Source organism: Mycobacterium sp. NGS40, from assembly GCF_059812735.1.
The window spans coordinates 138,780-155,412 of sequence record NZ_JCALDG010000003.1; the positions used below are offsets into that span (position 1 = coordinate 138,780).

Here is a 16,633-nt window from a genome sequence, read left to right on the forward strand (position 1 = left end):
CGCCCGGTGCGGGCGGTCTGGTAGCTGTAGGTTACGAGTCGCAAAGCGTTGGGAAAGCAGCGCTGCACCAGGACTCGGCACGCCATCTCGGTGAATGCGGTGTGAAGGTGAACTTGTTAAGCCAGGCCATTAAGACGGCGACGGACCGATTGGCCAACCCGGCGCGGGTGGGGGACCCCGACAAGCTGCGCGCCGCGGTTTCGGGCAAGACGGTGCTCGTCACCGGCGCTTCCTATGGGATCGGGGAGGCGACTGCCCGCAAGCTGGCCGCGGCCGGGGCGACGGTGCTGGTCGTCGCCCGCTCGGCGGAACGGCTCGACGACCTCGCCGCGGCGATCAACGCCGGCGGCGGGCATGCCTTCGCCTACCCGACGGACCTGAGCGACGAGGACGCCGTCCACGGACTGACCAAGCAGATCACCGAGAATCACGGCCCGCTCGACATCGTCGTCAGCAATGCGGGTAAATCGCTGCGCCGTTCGCTGCATCAGCAGTACGACCGCCCGCACGATTTCCAGCGCACCATCGACATCAACTACCTGGGGCCGATCTGGCTGCTGCTGGGTCTGCTGCCGGCCATGCGGGAAAACGGTGGCGGCCTCGTGGTGAATGTGTCGAGTGTCGGCGTGCGCGTGGTGCCGGGGCCGCAATGGGGCGCGTATCAGGCGTCCAAGGGCGCCTTCGATCGCTGGCTGCGCAGCGTGGCGCCGGAACTGCACGCCGACGGGGTGGACGTCACATCGGTGTACTTCGCCCTGGTTCGAACCCGGATGATCGCCCCGACGCCGATCCTGGGCCGTCTTCCCGGTCTGTCGCCCGGGCAGGCCGCCGACGCCATCGCCAAGGCGATCATCGAGCGCCCGCGCACCAACGAGCCGCCCTGGGTGTTTCCGGCCGAGCTGGTCTCGGTGCTGCTGGCAGGTCCCGCCGATTGGGCGGCCCGCGTGTGGCATCGTTCGCTGGCCAGCCGGTTTTTCGCCGACTCGCTCGGGCGAAAGGACCAGGGATGACCGACGGTGTGGTCGCCACGACGGCCCGGGCCCTGGTGTCGTCGCGGCTGCTCAGTGTGCCCACCCCGATCGCGGCGCTGCGGTTGATCCGCGAGCTGTATCGCGGCGGCACCAACCTGTCCACGCTGGTGGCCGTCGCGGCGGCGCGCTGGCCGGAGCGCACGGCGATCATCGACGACGACGGGGCGCTGAGCTACCGAGAACTGCAGTCCAAGACCGAGGCACTCGCGCACGAGCTCGTCCGCGACGGTGCCGGGCCGGGCGAGGCCGTGGGGATCATGTGCCGCAACGGCCGTGACTTCGCGGCGTCCGTGTTCGCCGCGTCCCTGGTCGGAGCCGACGTGGTGCTGGTGAACACGGAGTTTCGCAGCACGGCTCTCGCGGGTGCGCTGAGTTCGCATCAGGTCAGAAACATGTTCTGCGACAACGAGTTCACCGAACGAGTCGCCGAGGCCGCACCGTCGGTGGGTGTGATCGACCCGGCGACAGTGCCGACTCGGCCGGGCGCGCGGCGTCCACGCGTCGTCGAGTCCGGGCGGTTGATTCTGCTGACCTCGGGTACCACCGGTGTGCCCAAAGGTGTTCCGCGGATGCCGCGGATGAGTTCGGGCATCGGCGTCGGCATGACGATTCTCGAGCGCACCGGGCTGCGCGTCGGGTCGCGAATCGCGGTGGCGGTGCCGATGTTTCATGGCCTTGGCCTGGGCATGCTGATGCTCGCGGTCAGCCTGGGCGGCACGGTCCTGACGCGTCGGCGCTTCGATGCCGAGGCGACGTTGGCCCAGGCATCCCTGCAGCGCGCCGACGCGCTCAGCGTGGTCCCGATCATGCTGGCGCGCATCCTGGACTTGCCCAACCGGGTCCGGATGCGAAACCCGTTGTCGCTGCGGGTCGTGATATCCAGCGGCGATCGCCTCGACCCGAGCCTCGCGCGGCGGTTCATGGACACCTACGGCGAGATTCTCTACAACGGCTACGGTTCCACCGAGGTGGGGATCGGCGCCCTGGCAACACCTTTCGAACTGCGCCACGCCCCGGACACGGTGGGACGGCCCGTCGCGGGCTGCCCGGTTCGCATCTTCGACAAAAACGGCCGAGCGGTCGGGCCGCGGGTGACCGGCCGCATCTTCGTGGGCGGCGAACTGACGACCAAGGGCTACATCGGCGGCGCCGACAAGACCGTCATCGATCAGATGACCAGCACCGGCGATATGGGCTATCTGGACAACGCGGGCCGACTGTACATCGTCGGCCGCGAGGACGACATGATCGTGTCGGGCGGTGAGAACGTGTATCCGCGTGCGCTGGAAAACGCGCTCGCCGCGCACCCCGACGTCGCCGAGAATGCGGTCGTCGGGGTGCCCGACGAACAATTCGGCCGCCGGCTTGCGGCGTTCATCGTCGCCCGCGCCCAGCGTCAGATCGACGTGACGGCGTTACGGGAATACTTGAAGGACAAAGTTTCTCGTTTCGAACAGCCCAGAGACATCCACGTCGTCGACAGCATTCCGCGTAATCCCGCCGGCAAGGTCATCCGAAAGGAACTGGCGACCTAGGCCTGCGGTTCGTCTTCGTCCTGGCCGTCGGGCTGGATGACACCGATGGCCTTGTTCAGCCAGTTGGGCGCCAGCCACGAAATCGCGGTGGCACCGGCCGTGGCTCCCATCACGCCCGACCAGGCGACCGGTCCCAGCGGTGTGCACCCGAAGAATTGGCTGACCACCGGGGTTTGCACGATGCCGACCAGCACCCCGGCGCTGCCCAGTGCGGTCGCCACGACGAGCGGGCTGTGCTGGCGCGTCAGCAGTGTCTGGGCCAGCTGCGTGGTCACCAGTGCGGTCAAACCCATTGTCGCCGTCCGGCGTTCACTTCCAGGGGTCCACCGCCCGATCGTCCAGGCGGCTGTCGCGCCGGCAGCCGTCACGACACCGCGGGTGACGATCTGGCGCATCAGTGGCGCGTCGAGCGACGGCGTGGGCCCGGTCAGCACCGCGAGTCGGTGTGCGGCGCGCGCCTTTTCGGCCTGCTCTTCGGATTCGTACTCGGTCTCGTCGGGCTCGACGTACTGCGATGTGACGGCAACCGCGAGTGCGGGGAACATGTCGGTGAGCAGGTTCACCAACAACAGCTGACGGGTTCCCACCGGCGCGCGGCCCTGGCCGAACGCCGTACCGATGATGGTGAAAAGTACCTCGCCGACGTTGCCGCCGACCAGGATCGTGACAGCGTCGCGAACGCCGGCCCACATGCTGCGGCCCTCCACCAGCGCGTCGAGCAGCACCGACAGATCGCGATCGGTCAGGACGATGTCCGCGGCGCTACGAGCGGCCGACGAACCGCGGCCGCTCACGCCGATGCCCACGTCGGCCATCCGGATGGCGGCGGCATCGTTGGCACCGTCGCCGACCATTGCCGTCACCCGCCCGCAGCGCTGCAGCGCGGCCACGATCTGCACCTTCTGCTCGGGGCTGACGCGGGCGAACACCTGGACGTTGGAAACGACCTTGGCGGCGGCGTCCTCGTCCAGACCGGCCAGCTCGGCACCGGTGATGACCCGCGCGTCCGCCGGCAGTCCCAGCTGCCGGGCGATCGCCCGTGCGGTGATCGGGTGGTCTCCGGTGATCAGCACCACGTCGCGGCCGGCCGCCTCCAGCGCCTCGATCAACGGGCGCGACGATGCGCGCGCGGTGTCGGCCAGACCGACGTAGCCCAACAACTCCAGGTCCTGCGCGGTGGCATCGACGGCTTCGACGTCGGTGTCTTTGTCGTGGGTGGTCCCGTTGGGCCAGGGGCGTCGCGCCACCGCCAACACCCGCAATCCCCGCTCGGCGAGGCTGTGCACCACCGACTCGGCGTGTGCACGGTCGGCCTCCGGGTCGGCGAAACGGCAGCGGGGCAGCACCACTTCGGGCGCGCCCTTGAGCATCAGCACCGGTTTGTCGGCGTCCGCGCTCAGGGTGCCGATCGCGGCGGCATAGCCACGACTTGACTCGAACGGCACCTCGGCCAGCAGCTGCCAGCCCGAATTGTTCTTGGTGAGAAGGAAGCTCGCCGCGGTGACGATCGCCTCGTCGGTGGCGTGCGCGTGGCCCTGACCGTCTTGGGGCTGGGGGGACGCCCAGGCCGCCGCCCGCAGGACCGCGGCCGAGCGCGGATCCTCGGCTTCGGGGAAGGGATCGCCCGGTCGAGCATCGTGCGGCATCGCGCACAGCACACGCAGCCGGTTCTCGGTGAGCGTGCCGGTCTTGTCGAAACACACGGTGTCCACCCGGCCCAGCGCCTCGATTGTGCGCGGCGAGCGGACCAGCACCCCATGCGACGTCAGCCGCTGGGCGGCCGCGAGCTGGGACAACGTGGCCACCAGCGGCAGACCCTCCGGCACGGCGGCCACCGCGATCGCGACGCCGTCGGCGACGGCCTGGCGCAGCGAGGCGCGGCGCAGCAACGCCAGCGCGGTCACCGCGGCACCGCCGGTCAGGGTCAACGGCAGCACCTTGGACGTGAGCTCGCGCAGCCGGGCCTGGACCCCGGCCGCCGTCTCGACGTCGGCAACCGCCGAAATCGCCCGGTGCGCAGCGGTATTGACGCCGGTGGCCACGACGATCGCGCGAGCGCGGCCCGCGACTATCGTGCTGCCCTCGAACAGCATGCTCGCGCGCTCGGGGTCGTTGACGGCAACGGGTTCCACCTGCTTGTCCACCGGCAGCGACTCCCCGGTGAGCAGCGACTCGTCGACCTCGAGGTCCTCGGCCACCAGCAGGCGCGCATCGGCCGGAACCACCTCCGGGGCGGCCAGGTCGATGACGTCGCCGGGCCGCAGCGACTTGGCGGACACCGTGACCGTGCGGGTGGCGTTCTGGGCCGCCTCCAGGCGACGGCGGGTGGTGGCCACCGCGGGGACCGCGACCCGGCGCACCAGCTGGTCCTGCTCGGCGAACAGCTCGGCGGCCGCCGCCTCGGCCCGCAAGCGTTGTGCCCCACCGGTTATCGCGTTGGCCGTCATGACGCCGCCGACCAGCAGGGCGTCGATGTTGCTGCCGACGATGGCCGATGCGGCGGCTCCCACCGCCAGAATCGGGGTCAGCGGATCGGAGAGCTCGACGCGCGTCGCCGCGGCCAACCGCGCCAGGTTGTGCAGCGGGGCGCGCAGGCCGGCGAAGGGTGGGCTGTAGGACAGGTCGTCGAGGCGGCGACGCCACGATGGGGTCAGCGTTTCGACGGCCAACGGTCGCGACCCGCCGGCCAGCCGCGAGTACACGATCTCCGGGTCCAGCGCGTGCCAGGCGGTGAGCGGTTGCGGGGTCGGGTCGGGTAGACGCAAAACCCGGCTGGCCGAGAAGGTTCCGGCCACCAGCGCGGTGACCGCGGCGGCGTTGACCGGGTTGAGCCAGCGGCGGAAGCTGGCCGGGTTTTTGGGCCGCTCCTGCTCGCTGCCGGTGACCAGCAGCAGCCCGGCCAGCGTGGTGCCGCCCTGGGCAAGGTGAATCGCCGACTCGCTGGCCCCGCGGGCCACCGGAATCGCGGACAGGATCCGCACCGCGTCGGCCAGGTCGGTGCCGGTGATGATGTCCGCGGTCCACGGTGTGGCGGCGCGTGGATCATCAAGTGCCACACCAACATCGGCGATCGCCAAGGCGGCCAGCGTGTCGGTCGACGCGAAGTCGCGGTGCACCGCGGTGATCAGCAGCACCGGGCCGCGATCGGCTCGCAGGTCACGTACCACGGTCAGCAGCGGGGTGCCGGGCGGATGCGTCGCAGCCACGCTCGCGGTCAGATCCTCGGTGCCGGCCACGTGCCGCAAGACCACTCGGGCCCCGGTCCGGTTCGCCGTCTGCAGCAACGGGATCGCGTACGGGTCGACTTCCCAACCGACTTCGACCCTGCCGACGCATTCGCCGTCGACCATCAGGTCGGCGCTCTCGAGGCCCTGCGCCGGGGTGGCCGACGGCCCTTGCACCGGAACCCATCTCAGATGTGCACCGGTGGCGGGCAACTCGTCGGGATCGGGTTCGGGCGCCTCTTCACCGTGTAGCAGCGCGTCGGCGACTTCGTAGACCCGGTCGTCGTCCCAGCCGGGTGCCTCTCCGATCGACTTCAATACGGCGCGGTGGTCACCGCGCAGCGCCGCACCGTCGATGACGACCACCTTCACCCGGTCCAACCGGCGCAACGCACCGGGGTCGAGGACCAGCTGTCCGTCGTTGGCGAGCCCGCGACCCAGCGTCGAGGCGAACGCTTGGCGACCCATGTGCGCGGCGCGGGGTACCCCGGCCTCGATCGCGGCGGCCGCGTCTTCGGTGCCACCGCCGGCCACCAGCGCACTGGCCGCGGCGATCAACGAGCCGTTGGCCGCCGATTCGACATAGGCCTCCACCGGCCCGGCCATCGAGCCCTTCTCGGTGTCCATCGCGGCGTCGATGGCCCCGCCGACCACCACGTGCGAGGCTTCGCCCGCCGCCGCGGCGGCCCAGCTGTGCCGGGGCAGGTGCGACTTGGGTCCGGCCGAGGAGATGACCGGAACCACCGGAGCCTGCGGTCGCTCGGGAGAGGCCAGCTGCGGCTCCCGCTCCCGCCACACCCGACGGTGTGCCGCCGCCTCGGTGATCTGCAGGGTCCGCTGGGTCATATCGAGCAGCGGGGTGCCGAACGACTGGGTGAGGCCGTGCGCCGCCGCGGTGGTGGCGGCGAGCACGATGTCGGTGCCCACCCGCCCCAGCCGCGACTCCAGCACCGACACCATGCGCGGTTGATGGTTGATCAGGGCGGCCGCCGCCCGGGTGGTTTGCGGCGCCGCGGGCAGCCGGGTCACCCAGCCGGTGACGGCGGCCGTCATCGCGACCATGTCCATGGCCGCCGAGGTGAGCGGCACCAGAATCGCCAGCGGGTTACCCGGGTCCGCGAACGGCGCGGAAATCGGTACGTCGGACTTCGTGGAAGCCAGGTCGGCGGCAATGGCCGCCACCGTCGAGCGCACCTCGTCGAGGACGGCGTCGTAGTCCTCGGCGTCGTCGGAGAGTTCGAAAACCAGTCGGCCCAGCGATCCCTCGACATGGGCTTCGGCCACGCCCGGAATCCGGCGAACCGGTTCCTCGACGACCGCGGAGTACTCATACCAGCGCGAGAAGGGCAGCAGCGGATCCAGGTCCAGATGTACTCGCCGACCGCTCTGCCAGCGCACCGGCGGCGTGATGGGGGCGGGAGATCCGTTCGGCGAGGGGTTGATCCCGAGCGCCCGGGTGGTGGAGTCGGCCATCGACTGCACCACGGGCCCGGCAAGTTCGACGACCGGGCTCGCCAAGAGCTGCACCGCCCCCGCGGCGCCGGCGGCAGTGGACACGCCGGCTTTCACCAGCTGGGCTGCTCCGTCGGTGAGACCAGCGACCACGCTGGTTACACCCGGAATCTTCATTCGGTCATCCTTCAAATGCGTTCGTCGCGCTAATAATCCTGGGGTGCTGGGGACCTGTCCACATCTGCGGGCGACGGCAGGCCGTGCGATGACACCAACGGGTCTGGTGGGTGGGGATTCGCTGGGTTAACAGCGGGTGTAATCGCGTCCCCTGGGAAGTTTACCGGCTGGATGGCAAATCAAACGTCGCGAACAATGCCGGGTCGAGAAAAACGGTGATGGCGGCGATTCGGCCGGACGCCGCCGTGATGACGTGAATCGAATGGGCCCGCATAACGCCGTCGTCGGCGCGGCGGTACTCGGCCACGGCGGGTTGGGCATTCGCGGCAGTCCGGACCATCACAATGTCGCCGGGCGTCGTAAAGGCGCGTGCGGCAAGGAATTCCATCACGGTGTCGCGGCCGGTGAACCACACTGGCATCGGCGGCATTTCGAGTTTCACGTCGGCTTGCAGCAGCTCGGTCAGCGCGGCCATGTCGGCGTTTTCGAATGCCGCACAGTAACGGTCGAGCAATTCGCGGCGTTGGACATCGTCGGGCTCGGCCGCGTCGTCCTCGGACGGGGAGACCTCGGCGAGGCGGGCCCGCGCCCGCTGCAGCGCGCTGTTGACCGAGGCCGGGGTGGTTTCCAGGAGTTCGGCAACCTCGGCGGCGCTGAACTGCACCACGTCGCGCAGTATCAGGACGGCCCGCTGTCGCGCGGGGAGTTCCTGCAGCGCCGTCATCACGGCCAGCCGCACACTGTGCCGCGCCGTCACGGTGTCTTCCGGGGTCGCGAACGCACGAGTGTCCGGGATCGGCTCCAGCCACTGATGGGCGCCGGCCCCGGCGTCGAGATCGGCGTCCGGGTCGACCGAGCTGTCGCCCAGGCCGGCCGGCAGGACGCGCCGGGCGCGATTCTCCAGCGCGCGCAGGCATGCGGTGGTGGCGATCCGGTACAGCCAGGTGCGCAGCGCGGCGCGCTCCTCGAACGCCTGATAACCACGCCAGCCGCGCAGGTAGGTCTCCTGGACGAGGTCTTCGGCGTCGTGCACCGAGCCGAGCATCCGGTAGCAGTGCGCGATCAACTCGCTGCGATACGGGGCCGCGTGCTCGATGAAATCTTCCTGAGCCGGCACGGTCGCACTCCTATATCTCGCCGGGTGGGCCGAAACCCTACTCCTTCTGTAGAGACGTCGAGCCGGCGAAATTCATCGGTGTCGCGGCGATGAATTCGGTCGATGCGCCGTATCTGGACTAGTGGATGTCTAGCCACGCCGGCGTGATCTCCACGAACGTGCGGCCAGCCGCACACTCAAGCCCCAACGTGCGGCCAGCCGCACACTCGAGCGCCGGCAGCGACAGTTAGGAAGCGAGAACGGACATGAATAACCAAACCCACGCCGGCGACCTTGCCGGCAGCACCGCGATCGTCACCGGGGCGAGCCGGGGATTCGGTCGCGCCATCGCGACCGCGCTGACCGGGGCCGGTGTCGAGGTGGTCGGCGTCGCACGCACGGCCGCGCTGCTCGACGAGGTCCGTGGGCAACTCGGCGACTCCTTCGTCCCGGTGGTCGCCGACGCCGCCGATCCGGCCACGGCGAGTGCGCTCATCGACAAGTACACGCCCCGCACGCTGGTGTTGTGCGCCGGGTCTGCCCCGCGGATGAGCCCGTTGCAGGAACACAGCTGGGAAACCTTCAGCGCCAACTGGAATGTGGATGTCGCACAAGCGTTTCACTGGACCCGTTACGCGCTGCAGCGCCCGCTGGCGCCGGGCAGCTCGGTCATCCTGATGTCCAGCGGCGCCGCGGTCAACGGGTCGCCACTGTCGGGCGGATACGCGGGCGCGAAATCGACCGTCAAATTCATCGGCAGCTATGCCGCTGGGGAGTCGGACCGGGCCGGGCTGGGGATCACTTTCGTTTCGGTGCTGCCGCGCCTGACGGCGGCCACCGAGCTGGGCGCCGCGGCCGCGGCGGCTTACGCCGAGCGGCAAGGCGTCGATCTCGACACCTTCGTCGCATCGACCGGACCCGCGCTGACCGCCGAGCTGGTCGGCACGTCGGTATCGGCGATCGCCGGTGCCGGGCCCGGACAGCACGGCGCCTATCTGCTCACCGCGTCGGGATTGTCGTCCCTGTCCTGACACCAAATCGAAAGGCGGACAACGCAATGCACACACCACCAATCGTGTCGGCCCAGGAGTGGGAGGCCGAGCATCAACGACTGCTGGTCAAGGAGAAGGAGGTGCTGCGGGCCCACGATGCACTGGCGGCGATGCGACGGCGCATGCCCTGGCTGGCCGTGCAGGCGCGGTATCAATTTGACGGGCCCGACGGCATGGTGAACTTGCCGGCGCTCTTCGCAGGCCGGCGTCAGCTCGTCGTCTATCGCGCCTTCTTCGGACCCGACGTGCACGGTTGGCCCGACCATGCCTGCCGCGGCTGCTCGATGATCGCCGACCATATCGGGAACCTTGCTCATCTCAACGCCCGCGACACCACCCTGGTGTTCGTGTCGCGGGCACCCCAGCCCGACATCGAGCGCCTCAAGGAGCGGATGGGCTGGCAGATGCCGTGGTACACGATCACCGACAGCTTTGACGTCGACTTCGGTGTCCACGAATGGCACGGCACAAACGCGTTCGTCCATGAACGCGACCGGGTCTTCCGCACCTACTTCATCAACAACCGGGGCGACGAGGTGCTGGGCAATACGTGGAGCTTCCTGGACATGACGGCGCTCGGGCGCCAGGAGGCGTGGGAGGATTCGCCGCCGGGCTACCCGCAGTCGGCACCCTACGAGTGGTGGGACTGGCACGACGCCTACGGGCAGCACCAACCGTCGCGATGGTTCGGCGAACCCGATCCCAACGATCCCACCGATCAGCGGCCGCCGCGCGGCGACTAAACGGGTCCCCGAATTGCCCGGAATTAGTGCGAATAACACGAATGCGCGGTAGCCGTCCAACGGCTACTCGCGCATTATTTTCCGACGCGTGAATTCGTTCTACAAAATTCGGTGGTGCGCCCTGTCGACCTGGTACCCGGCCGGGAACGATTTCTCGATGACCTGCAGCTGGTGGTCCACCCGGGACTCCAGTTCGAGAACGACACAGCTATCGCCGAGGGATTTTGATTCGAGAACGATGTACCGCTGGCCACAATCGGTGATCGGGTCGCCCGAGTGCAATTTCTCGACCGCAACCGACTCCGGAGTTGCATCTGCCTCCATCCATGACACGTTAGGTCAATTCCGCGAATCAGGGAATAGACCGCTACGTGACGTCGGCGTGGCGCTGCTTGAAATAGACGCTGACCCGAGAGATCAGGCCGTCGTTGTCTTGCTCGAACAGGATGCACTCGGGCCACGTCGTCGCGACGTCATCGATCTCGAATGTCTCGGACAACTCGGCGTAGGACACCCGGGAGTCGACGTGGGAGACCCGCGCAACGTGTAACCGATGGCCCGCGAGATTGGTGCATACCTTGCGCAAGTAGGCGACGTAGTGCGCCTTGCCTTCAATGACATCGCAGAACGGGCCCTCCCGGGTCAGTCCTTCGTCGGCGATCGTGTCGGCCAGTCCCTGCCAGTCGTGAGCGGCCAGGCATTCCAGGTAGCGCTCGACCACTTGACCGTGCGTGCTCATGTCGCCTCCGCTCGCTGCTTGGGTCCACGGTAAGCGCGCCGCGGTGGCAGGGCTAGGTTCTTCGGTATGAGTTTGTGGACCGCGCACTCCGAACACGCGCTGTCAGAAGATGTGCCCGCCCCGCCGGATGCGGTGCGCGACTTCTACGTGGATTTGGACAGCGTCAAACTCGTGCACCCGCTGATCGTGTCGGTGGAGTCACTCGAGCGCAGCGAAACGCCGGATGGCTACCGGCAGACCTACCGGGTGGTCGATCGAATTCCGTTGGGGCCCTTCACCAAGGAGATTACTTACCAGGCGTGCCTGCACGTCCGCCATAGCGGCTACGTGCTCACCGAGGCCGATCAATCCCCGGGGGTGCGCCTGCGCGGAATGGTGAGCTTCGAGCCGATCCAGGAGCCGATAGTCGGCACCCGGCTCACCGAGCGGATCCGGATATCGGCGCCCCGGTTACTGGCCCCGATCACCCGGCGCGAGGGCGTCAAGGCGCACCGCAAGATGCTGGCCGGCATCCGGGAGCATTTCGAATCCGCCCGAGCGACGGAGGGTTAGACGCCGGCGAAGTCGATCACGCCGCGAATGTTGCGGCCCTCGCGCAGATCCGTCATCGCCTCGTTGATCTCGTCGAGTTGATAGTGCCGGGTGACCAACTCGTCGAGCTTCACCGCGCCGGCCTGGTACATCGACAACAGCAGCGGCACACTGGTGCGCGGATTCATGCCGCCGTACAGCGCTCCTTTGAGTTGCTTGGCCGAGAGCACCATCTCCTGCAGGACCAGCGGAACCATCGCCTCGGTGTACGGGGTGATGCCGGTGACCACGCAGGTCCCACCCTTGCGAAGCAACCTCATGGCCATGGGGATCAGCTCCACGTGCAGAACGCCGGGGGTCAAGACGACGCGGTCGGCCATCACACCTGCGGTGATGTCGCTCACCAGGGGTGTCGCCTCCTCGGCGGAGGCGGCGGCATGCGTGGCACCGAAGATCTTCGCCGAATCCCGCTTGTATTCAACGGGATCCACTGCGACGACATATTTCGCGCCGGCGGCGCGCGCTCCCTGCAGGGCGTTCATCCCGACGCCACCGGTGCCGATGACCACCACGGTGTCACCGGGTTGGGTGCCGGCCGTCACCGTCGCGGAGCCCCAGCCGGTGCTGACGCCGCACGATACGAGCGAGGCGGCATGGAAGGGGACCGCGTCGTCGATCTTGATGACGGATCTCTCCGTCAGGACCGCGTACTCGGCGAACGTGCCGAGTTGACCGTAGGCCATCAGGTTTTCGTCGCCGAGATGCCGGCGGCAGGTTCCGTCGGTCGGCATCTCTCGGGAGAACAGACTTGCGCCGGCATCGCAGATGTAGCTCTGCCCGTTCACACAGAACCGGCAATCCCCGCACGCGGGAATGAACGACATCGCCACCCGATCGCCCGGCCGCACCGTTGTCACGCCCGGTCCGACTTCTTCGATGACACCGGCGCCCTCGTGACCGCCGATCATCGGGAACCAGTCCGGCTCCGGAATTCCCGTCGCGGCCCGCACCTCGGCGGTCGGCAACACGTCGCCGGTGTACAGATGGTCGTCGGAGTGGCAGATTCCGGCGACGGCCATCCGCACCAGGACTTCACCGGCGCGGGGCGGGTCAAGCTCGATCTCGCTGATCTCCCAGTCCTGGCCGACTCCGCGAATCACAGCGGCACGACACTTCATTGTGTTCTCCTTGATCTTTCGTTGCGGCTTACTGCGCCAGGCTGGCGCGCAGTTCCCGCTTGAGCACCTTGCCGTAGCTGTTTTTCGGTAGCTCGTCGACGAATTCGTAACGCTTGGGCCGCTTGAAGCGGGCGATGCGCCGCAATAGATGTGCGTCCAAGGCCGCCGGGTCGACCGCACCGACGATGAACGCGACCACCACCTCGCCCCACTCGGCGTCGGGTGTGCCGACCACGCACGCCTCAGCGACGCCGGGGTGCTCGAGCAGCATCTCCTCCACCTCGCGGGGGTAGATGTTGCTTCCGCCGCTGATGACAACATCTTTCGACCGATCGCGCAGCGTCAGAAAACCGCGCGCGTCGAATGAACCCATGTCGCCGGTGTAGAGCCAGCCGTCTTTGAGCGTGGCGTCGGTCGCGTCGGGATTGCGCCAGTATCCGGACATGACAGCGTCGCCGCGGCAGACGATTTCGCCGATTTCGCCGAGTGGGGCCGGGTCGCCGTCCGCGCGCAGCACCGCGACCTCCATCCCCGACCGCGCATAGCCGACCGAACCCAGAATCGCGTCATCGTCGCAATCGTGATCGGGACCGCGTAACCCGGTGATCGTCATCGGGGATTCGCCCTGTCCGTAGATCTGCGCGAAGATCGGGCCGAATGCCGTGATCGCCCTGCGCAGGCTTTCGACGTACATGGGCCCGCCGCCGTAGATGATCATCTTGAGATTGGCCGGGCGGCCGCGGCCCGTATCGACCAGTCGTTGCACCATCGTCGGAGCCAGAAACGCACTGACGGCCGGGTGGTGTTCGCAGAGATCGAGGAACTCCGCGGGGTCGTAGGAACCCGATTCGGGCACCACCTGGCGGGCAGCGCGCAGCACGTACGGCAGGACATAGAGGCCGGAGCCGTGCGACATCGGCGCAGCGTGCACGAGGCTGCAGTCCTCGTCGACAGCGTCGATGTCGGCGAGGTGTGCGACGGACATCGCCGTGAGGTTGCGGTGCGACAGCATCGCCCCCTTGGATCGCCCGGTGGTGCCGCTGGTATAGAACAGCCACGCCAATGCGGCCGGGTCGGTGTGCGGCGGCGGCGCCGACGGACTGGCTCTGAACCGTCGTGAATAGTCCTCGGAATCAATGATTTCCGTGCGCGTGGTGGTGATTGGCGCGAGGTCGGCGCCGATCTTGGTGGAGGCGAACACCTGCGCGACGCCCGCATCCTGGAAAATTTGCGCCATCTCGAGCGGATGCAGCTTGAAGTTGACCGGGACGACGACGCATTCGGCGGCCCAGATCGCGAACATCAATTCGATGATCTCGGGGCAGTTGTGGGTCGCGATCGCGATTCGCGCATCCGCGCCGTGCTGCTGCCGGATCGACGCCGCCAGCCGTAACACCCGGTCGCGCAGCTCAATCCAGGTGTGGATCCGGCGGCTTCCGTAGTACACGGCGCCGCGATCGGGGAACCGGCTCGCAGCCTGATCGAGCAGCGCGAACAGGTTCATTAATCGGTCCACCGTGATTCCAGCGCGAAGTCCGACAGATACTTCGTCGAACTCCACCCGCCGTCCACGACGATCGTCTGGCCGTTGATGAAACTTCCGCCCGGCGAGCACAGGAAGGCCACGGTGCTGGCGATGTCGTCGATGCGGCCCAACCGCTGATGCGGGGTCATCTCGGTGTTGATTTTGCGGAATCGCTCGTCCCGCAACCGCTTCTCGACCATCGGTGTCACCGTCACCCCGGGCGCTACGGCGTTGCAGCGGATGCCCGACGCGCCGTACTGGCAGGCGATGTGGGTGGTCAGCGCGGTCAGCCCGCCCTTGGCGGCGGAGTAGGCGCCGCCGCGCAGGCCACCGACGACGGCGAATGTCGATGTCACGTTGATGATCGCCGAGCCCGGTGCCATGTGCGGCAGCACCTCGCGTGCGAGTCGAAACGGTGCCCGCAACATCAAACCCAAGAAGTAGTCCAGGGTTTCGTCGTCGGTCTCGTGCAGCGGTTTGGGGCTGCCCACTCCGGCGTTGTTGATCAGGAAGTCGATGTGACCCCAGCGCCGCACCGCGAGATCCACGATGCGTCGCGGTGCGTCATCGTCGGTCAAGTCGACCGCGAGCGTGGCTACCCGACCCGGATCGTTGATCGTCCTTTCGAGCGCGGCGAGCCGATCCGGGTCGCGGCCTGTGCCCAGGATCGCCATGCCCATCTCGGCGAGTTTCGTCGCGCAGCCCGACCCGATACCGCTGCTGGCTCCCGTGACGATTGCGACCTGCATCTCACTCATCCTCGGTTCCCGCCGCGGTCAAAGACGCTCGGATCTGATGCTTGAGGACCTTGCCCGCGTCGTTTTTCGGCAGGGCATCGGTGATCACGACCTGCTCCGGTGCCTTGAACTTGGCGACACCCTTGCTCACCAGCAGCGCAAGCAGGCTCGCGACGTCCGGGGCGGCGGTGTCGGCGGGAACGATCACCGCGCACGCCCGCTCGCCGGTGCGCTCGTCGGGCAGCCCGACGACCGCGATCTCGGCGATGCCGGGGTGGTCGGCGAGCAGGTCCTCGACCTCCTTGGCCGAGATGTTCTCGCCGCTGCGGATGATGACATCCTTGGCTCGGCCGGTCACGACCAGGTACCGGTCGTCTACCCAGCGCCCGAGGTCCCCGGTGCGGAAAAAGCCTGCGGCATCGAAGGAGTCGTCGCGCCCGTGGCGGTAACCGGTCAGCATCTGCGGTCCGCGCACGCAGATTTCCCCGTCACCGGCAGGTGCGGACTGGTGCGCGACGAGCTTGATCCGCGCGATCCCGGCTCTGCCATCGGTGTCCGCCGCGTAGTCGGCTTCGTCGGCCCCCGGAGCGCCGACCGTCGTGACGGGCACTTCCGTGCACCCGTACACCCGGGTCACCACGGCACGACTGAAATACGTCGCGGCACGGCGGATCAGCGCCGGCGACACCGACGCGCCACCGCAGATGAACACCTTCAAGTCGGGCAGCCGGGTCCCGGCTTGCTCGGCGGCAGACAACAGTTGCTGCAGAAATGGCGTGGCCCCGGCCATGTGGGTACATCGCTCGGCGTCCATCAGGGCGACGGCCTCCGACGATTCCCACCGGTCCATCAGCACCGCGGTCGTCCCCAGCAGGAGCGGGCATTCGAAGGCATAGATAGAGCCACCGATATGAGCGATCGGCGACGGGACCAGGAACGTGTCGCCCGGCGCGATCATCCAGTGGTCACGGATCTGACAGATCAGGGCGTGGATCGAATTATGAGTGTGCAGGACGCCTTTCGGGCGGGTCGTGGTGCCGGAGGTGTAGAGGATCATGCGCACCGAATCGGGATCCAGTTCGGGAAGCACCACATCCCGTGCCGGCTGCTCCGCCAGCAGGTCCGCGTAGGGAGTGTGCGAACGGCCGGCGCCGCGGACCACAACCACGGCCGGCGCCGGACTCATCGCGGCCGTCACCCGGTCGAGCATCGCCGCGTAGTCATGCCCGCCATATTGACCCGGGACGAAAATCATTGCGGCATCCGCGTCTTCGAGGATGAAAAGCAGATCGTGGTCGCGCAACGACGGCAGGATCGGGTTCACCACCATCCCGGCCAGCGTCGCGGCCAGATAGATGACAGCGGCCTCATGCCAATTCGGCAGCATGAACGACACGACGCTGCCCGTCGGCATCCGCGACAGCAGAGCGGTTGCCAACGCGCCGGCCTGCGTGTAAAGCGCGACACAATCCATCCGGACGTCCTTGTCCACCAAAACTATTCGCTGCGGCGATATTTCGGCGGCGGTGCGCAGCGAATCGGCCAGCGTGGTGCGCACCCAGAGCCCGCGGCGGTATGCCTCGGTGGTGTCCTGCGGGGCCCGCGCGGTCACC

General features: G+C 67.9%; 13 protein-coding genes. 5 read left to right on the forward strand and 8 right to left on the reverse strand.

The features are described from left to right. Positions 1–101: 101 nt before the first annotated feature. Positions 102–1,010, forward strand: coding sequence for an SDR family NAD(P)-dependent oxidoreductase (locus AC5Y5O_RS06390; protein ID WP_500024279.1), 909 nt, complete (start codon positions 102–104; stop codon positions 1,008–1,010). Then, positions 1,007–2,566, forward strand: coding sequence for an AMP-binding protein (locus tag AC5Y5O_RS06395; protein WP_096283606.1), 1,560 nt, complete (start codon positions 1,007–1,009; stop codon positions 2,564–2,566). Before AC5Y5O_RS06390 ends, AC5Y5O_RS06395 begins: the two co-directional genes overlap by 4 nt. Here AC5Y5O_RS06395 and AC5Y5O_RS06400 read toward each other — a convergent pair. Together AC5Y5O_RS06400 and AC5Y5O_RS06405 are read right to left on the reverse strand one after the other, a co-directional pair. Beyond that, positions 2,563–7,419 (reverse strand): cation-translocating P-type ATPase, encoded by a 4,857-nt coding sequence (locus AC5Y5O_RS06400; RefSeq protein WP_500024282.1) that lies wholly within the window; start codon positions 7,417–7,419, stop codon positions 2,563–2,565. The genes AC5Y5O_RS06395 and AC5Y5O_RS06400 overlap by 4 nt on opposite strands. 160 nt (positions 7,420–7,579) lie before the next feature. Then, complete coding sequence (locus AC5Y5O_RS06405; RefSeq protein WP_096283610.1) at positions 7,580–8,608, reverse strand: sigma-70 family RNA polymerase sigma factor; 1,029 nt, start codon at positions 8,606–8,608, stop codon at positions 7,580–7,582. Between the two features lie 173 nt (positions 8,609–8,781). On the opposite strand from AC5Y5O_RS06405, the gene AC5Y5O_RS06410 reads away from it, so the two are divergent. Next, on the forward strand, positions 8,782–9,546 hold the full coding sequence (locus tag AC5Y5O_RS06410) for an SDR family NAD(P)-dependent oxidoreductase (RefSeq protein ID WP_096283612.1): 765 nt from the start codon (positions 8,782–8,784) through the stop codon (positions 9,544–9,546). 26 nt (positions 9,547–9,572) lie between these two features. Beyond that, a complete protein-coding gene (locus AC5Y5O_RS06415; RefSeq protein WP_096283614.1) occupies positions 9,573–10,310 on the forward strand; it encodes a DUF899 domain-containing protein in 738 nt (245 codons plus the stop codon). A 99-nt stretch (positions 10,311–10,409) separates the two neighbouring features. On the opposite strand, the gene AC5Y5O_RS06420 is transcribed toward AC5Y5O_RS06415, so the two are convergent. Both AC5Y5O_RS06420 and AC5Y5O_RS06425 read right to left on the reverse strand, forming a co-directional pair. Further along, positions 10,410–10,634, reverse strand: coding sequence for a hypothetical protein (locus tag AC5Y5O_RS06420; protein ID WP_036465859.1), 225 nt, complete (start codon positions 10,632–10,634; stop codon positions 10,410–10,412). A 43-nt stretch (positions 10,635–10,677) separates the two neighbouring features. Then, complete coding sequence (locus tag AC5Y5O_RS06425) at positions 10,678–11,049, reverse strand: nuclear transport factor 2 family protein (RefSeq protein ID WP_096283616.1); 372 nt, start codon at positions 11,047–11,049, stop codon at positions 10,678–10,680. 66 nt (positions 11,050–11,115) lie between these two features. On the opposite strand from AC5Y5O_RS06425, the gene AC5Y5O_RS06430 reads away from it, so the two are divergent. Then, positions 11,116–11,601 (forward strand): SRPBCC family protein, encoded by a 486-nt coding sequence (locus AC5Y5O_RS06430; protein WP_096283618.1) that lies wholly within the window; start codon positions 11,116–11,118, stop codon positions 11,599–11,601. Here the strand turns inward: AC5Y5O_RS06430 and AC5Y5O_RS06435 are convergent. Genes AC5Y5O_RS06435 through AC5Y5O_RS06450 form a run of 4 tightly spaced genes read right to left on the reverse strand, consistent with a single transcriptional unit; the run spans position 11,598 to position 16,632 of the window. Next, the gene (locus AC5Y5O_RS06435; RefSeq protein ID WP_279304242.1) at positions 11,598–12,758 is read right to left on the reverse strand and encodes an NDMA-dependent alcohol dehydrogenase; all 1,161 of its coding nucleotides are present in this window, start codon (positions 12,756–12,758) and stop codon (positions 11,598–11,600) included. The two genes, AC5Y5O_RS06430 and AC5Y5O_RS06435, sit on opposite strands and share 4 nt — an antisense overlap. Positions 12,759–12,786: 28 nt before the next feature. Further along, on the reverse strand, positions 12,787–14,262 hold the full coding sequence (locus tag AC5Y5O_RS06440) for an AMP-binding protein (RefSeq protein WP_096283622.1): 1,476 nt from the start codon (positions 14,260–14,262) through the stop codon (positions 12,787–12,789). After that, a complete protein-coding gene (locus tag AC5Y5O_RS06445; protein ID WP_207768430.1) occupies positions 14,262–15,041 on the reverse strand; it encodes an SDR family NAD(P)-dependent oxidoreductase in 780 nt (259 codons plus the stop codon). The genes AC5Y5O_RS06440 and AC5Y5O_RS06445 overlap by 1 nt, the downstream gene beginning before the upstream one ends. Further along, on the reverse strand, positions 15,034–16,632 hold the full coding sequence (locus tag AC5Y5O_RS06450) for an AMP-binding protein (protein WP_500024287.1): 1,599 nt from the start codon (positions 16,630–16,632) through the stop codon (positions 15,034–15,036). The genes AC5Y5O_RS06445 and AC5Y5O_RS06450 overlap by 8 nt, the downstream gene beginning before the upstream one ends. Position 16,633: the final 1 nt, after the last annotated feature.

Coding starts and splice junctions, on each gene's coding strand:
- AC5Y5O_RS06445 (WP_207768430.1), bottom strand. CDS start 15,041: ATGAGTGAGATGCAGGTCGCAATCGTCACGGGAGCCAGCAGCGGTATC.
- AC5Y5O_RS06435 (WP_279304242.1), bottom strand. CDS start 12,758: ATGAAGTGTCGTGCCGCTGTGATTCGCGGAGTCGGCCAGGACTGGGAG.
- AC5Y5O_RS06415 (WP_096283614.1), top strand. CDS start 9,573: ATGCACACACCACCAATCGTGTCGGCCCAGGAGTGGGAGGCCGAGCAT.
- AC5Y5O_RS06410 (WP_096283612.1), top strand. CDS start 8,782: ATGAATAACCAAACCCACGCCGGCGACCTTGCCGGCAGCACCGCGATC.
- AC5Y5O_RS06420 (WP_036465859.1), bottom strand. CDS start 10,634: ATGGAGGCAGATGCAACTCCGGAGTCGGTTGCGGTCGAGAAATTGCAC.
- AC5Y5O_RS06440 (WP_096283622.1), bottom strand. CDS start 14,262: ATGAACCTGTTCGCGCTGCTCGATCAGGCTGCGAGCCGGTTCCCCGAT.
- AC5Y5O_RS06400 (WP_500024282.1), bottom strand. CDS start 7,419: ATGAAGATTCCGGGTGTAACCAGCGTGGTCGCTGGTCTCACCGACGGA.
- AC5Y5O_RS06430 (WP_096283618.1), top strand. CDS start 11,116: ATGAGTTTGTGGACCGCGCACTCCGAACACGCGCTGTCAGAAGATGTG.
- AC5Y5O_RS06425 (WP_096283616.1), bottom strand. CDS start 11,049: ATGAGCACGCACGGTCAAGTGGTCGAGCGCTACCTGGAATGCCTGGCC.
- AC5Y5O_RS06395 (WP_096283606.1), top strand. CDS start 1,007: ATGACCGACGGTGTGGTCGCCACGACGGCCCGGGCCCTGGTGTCGTCG.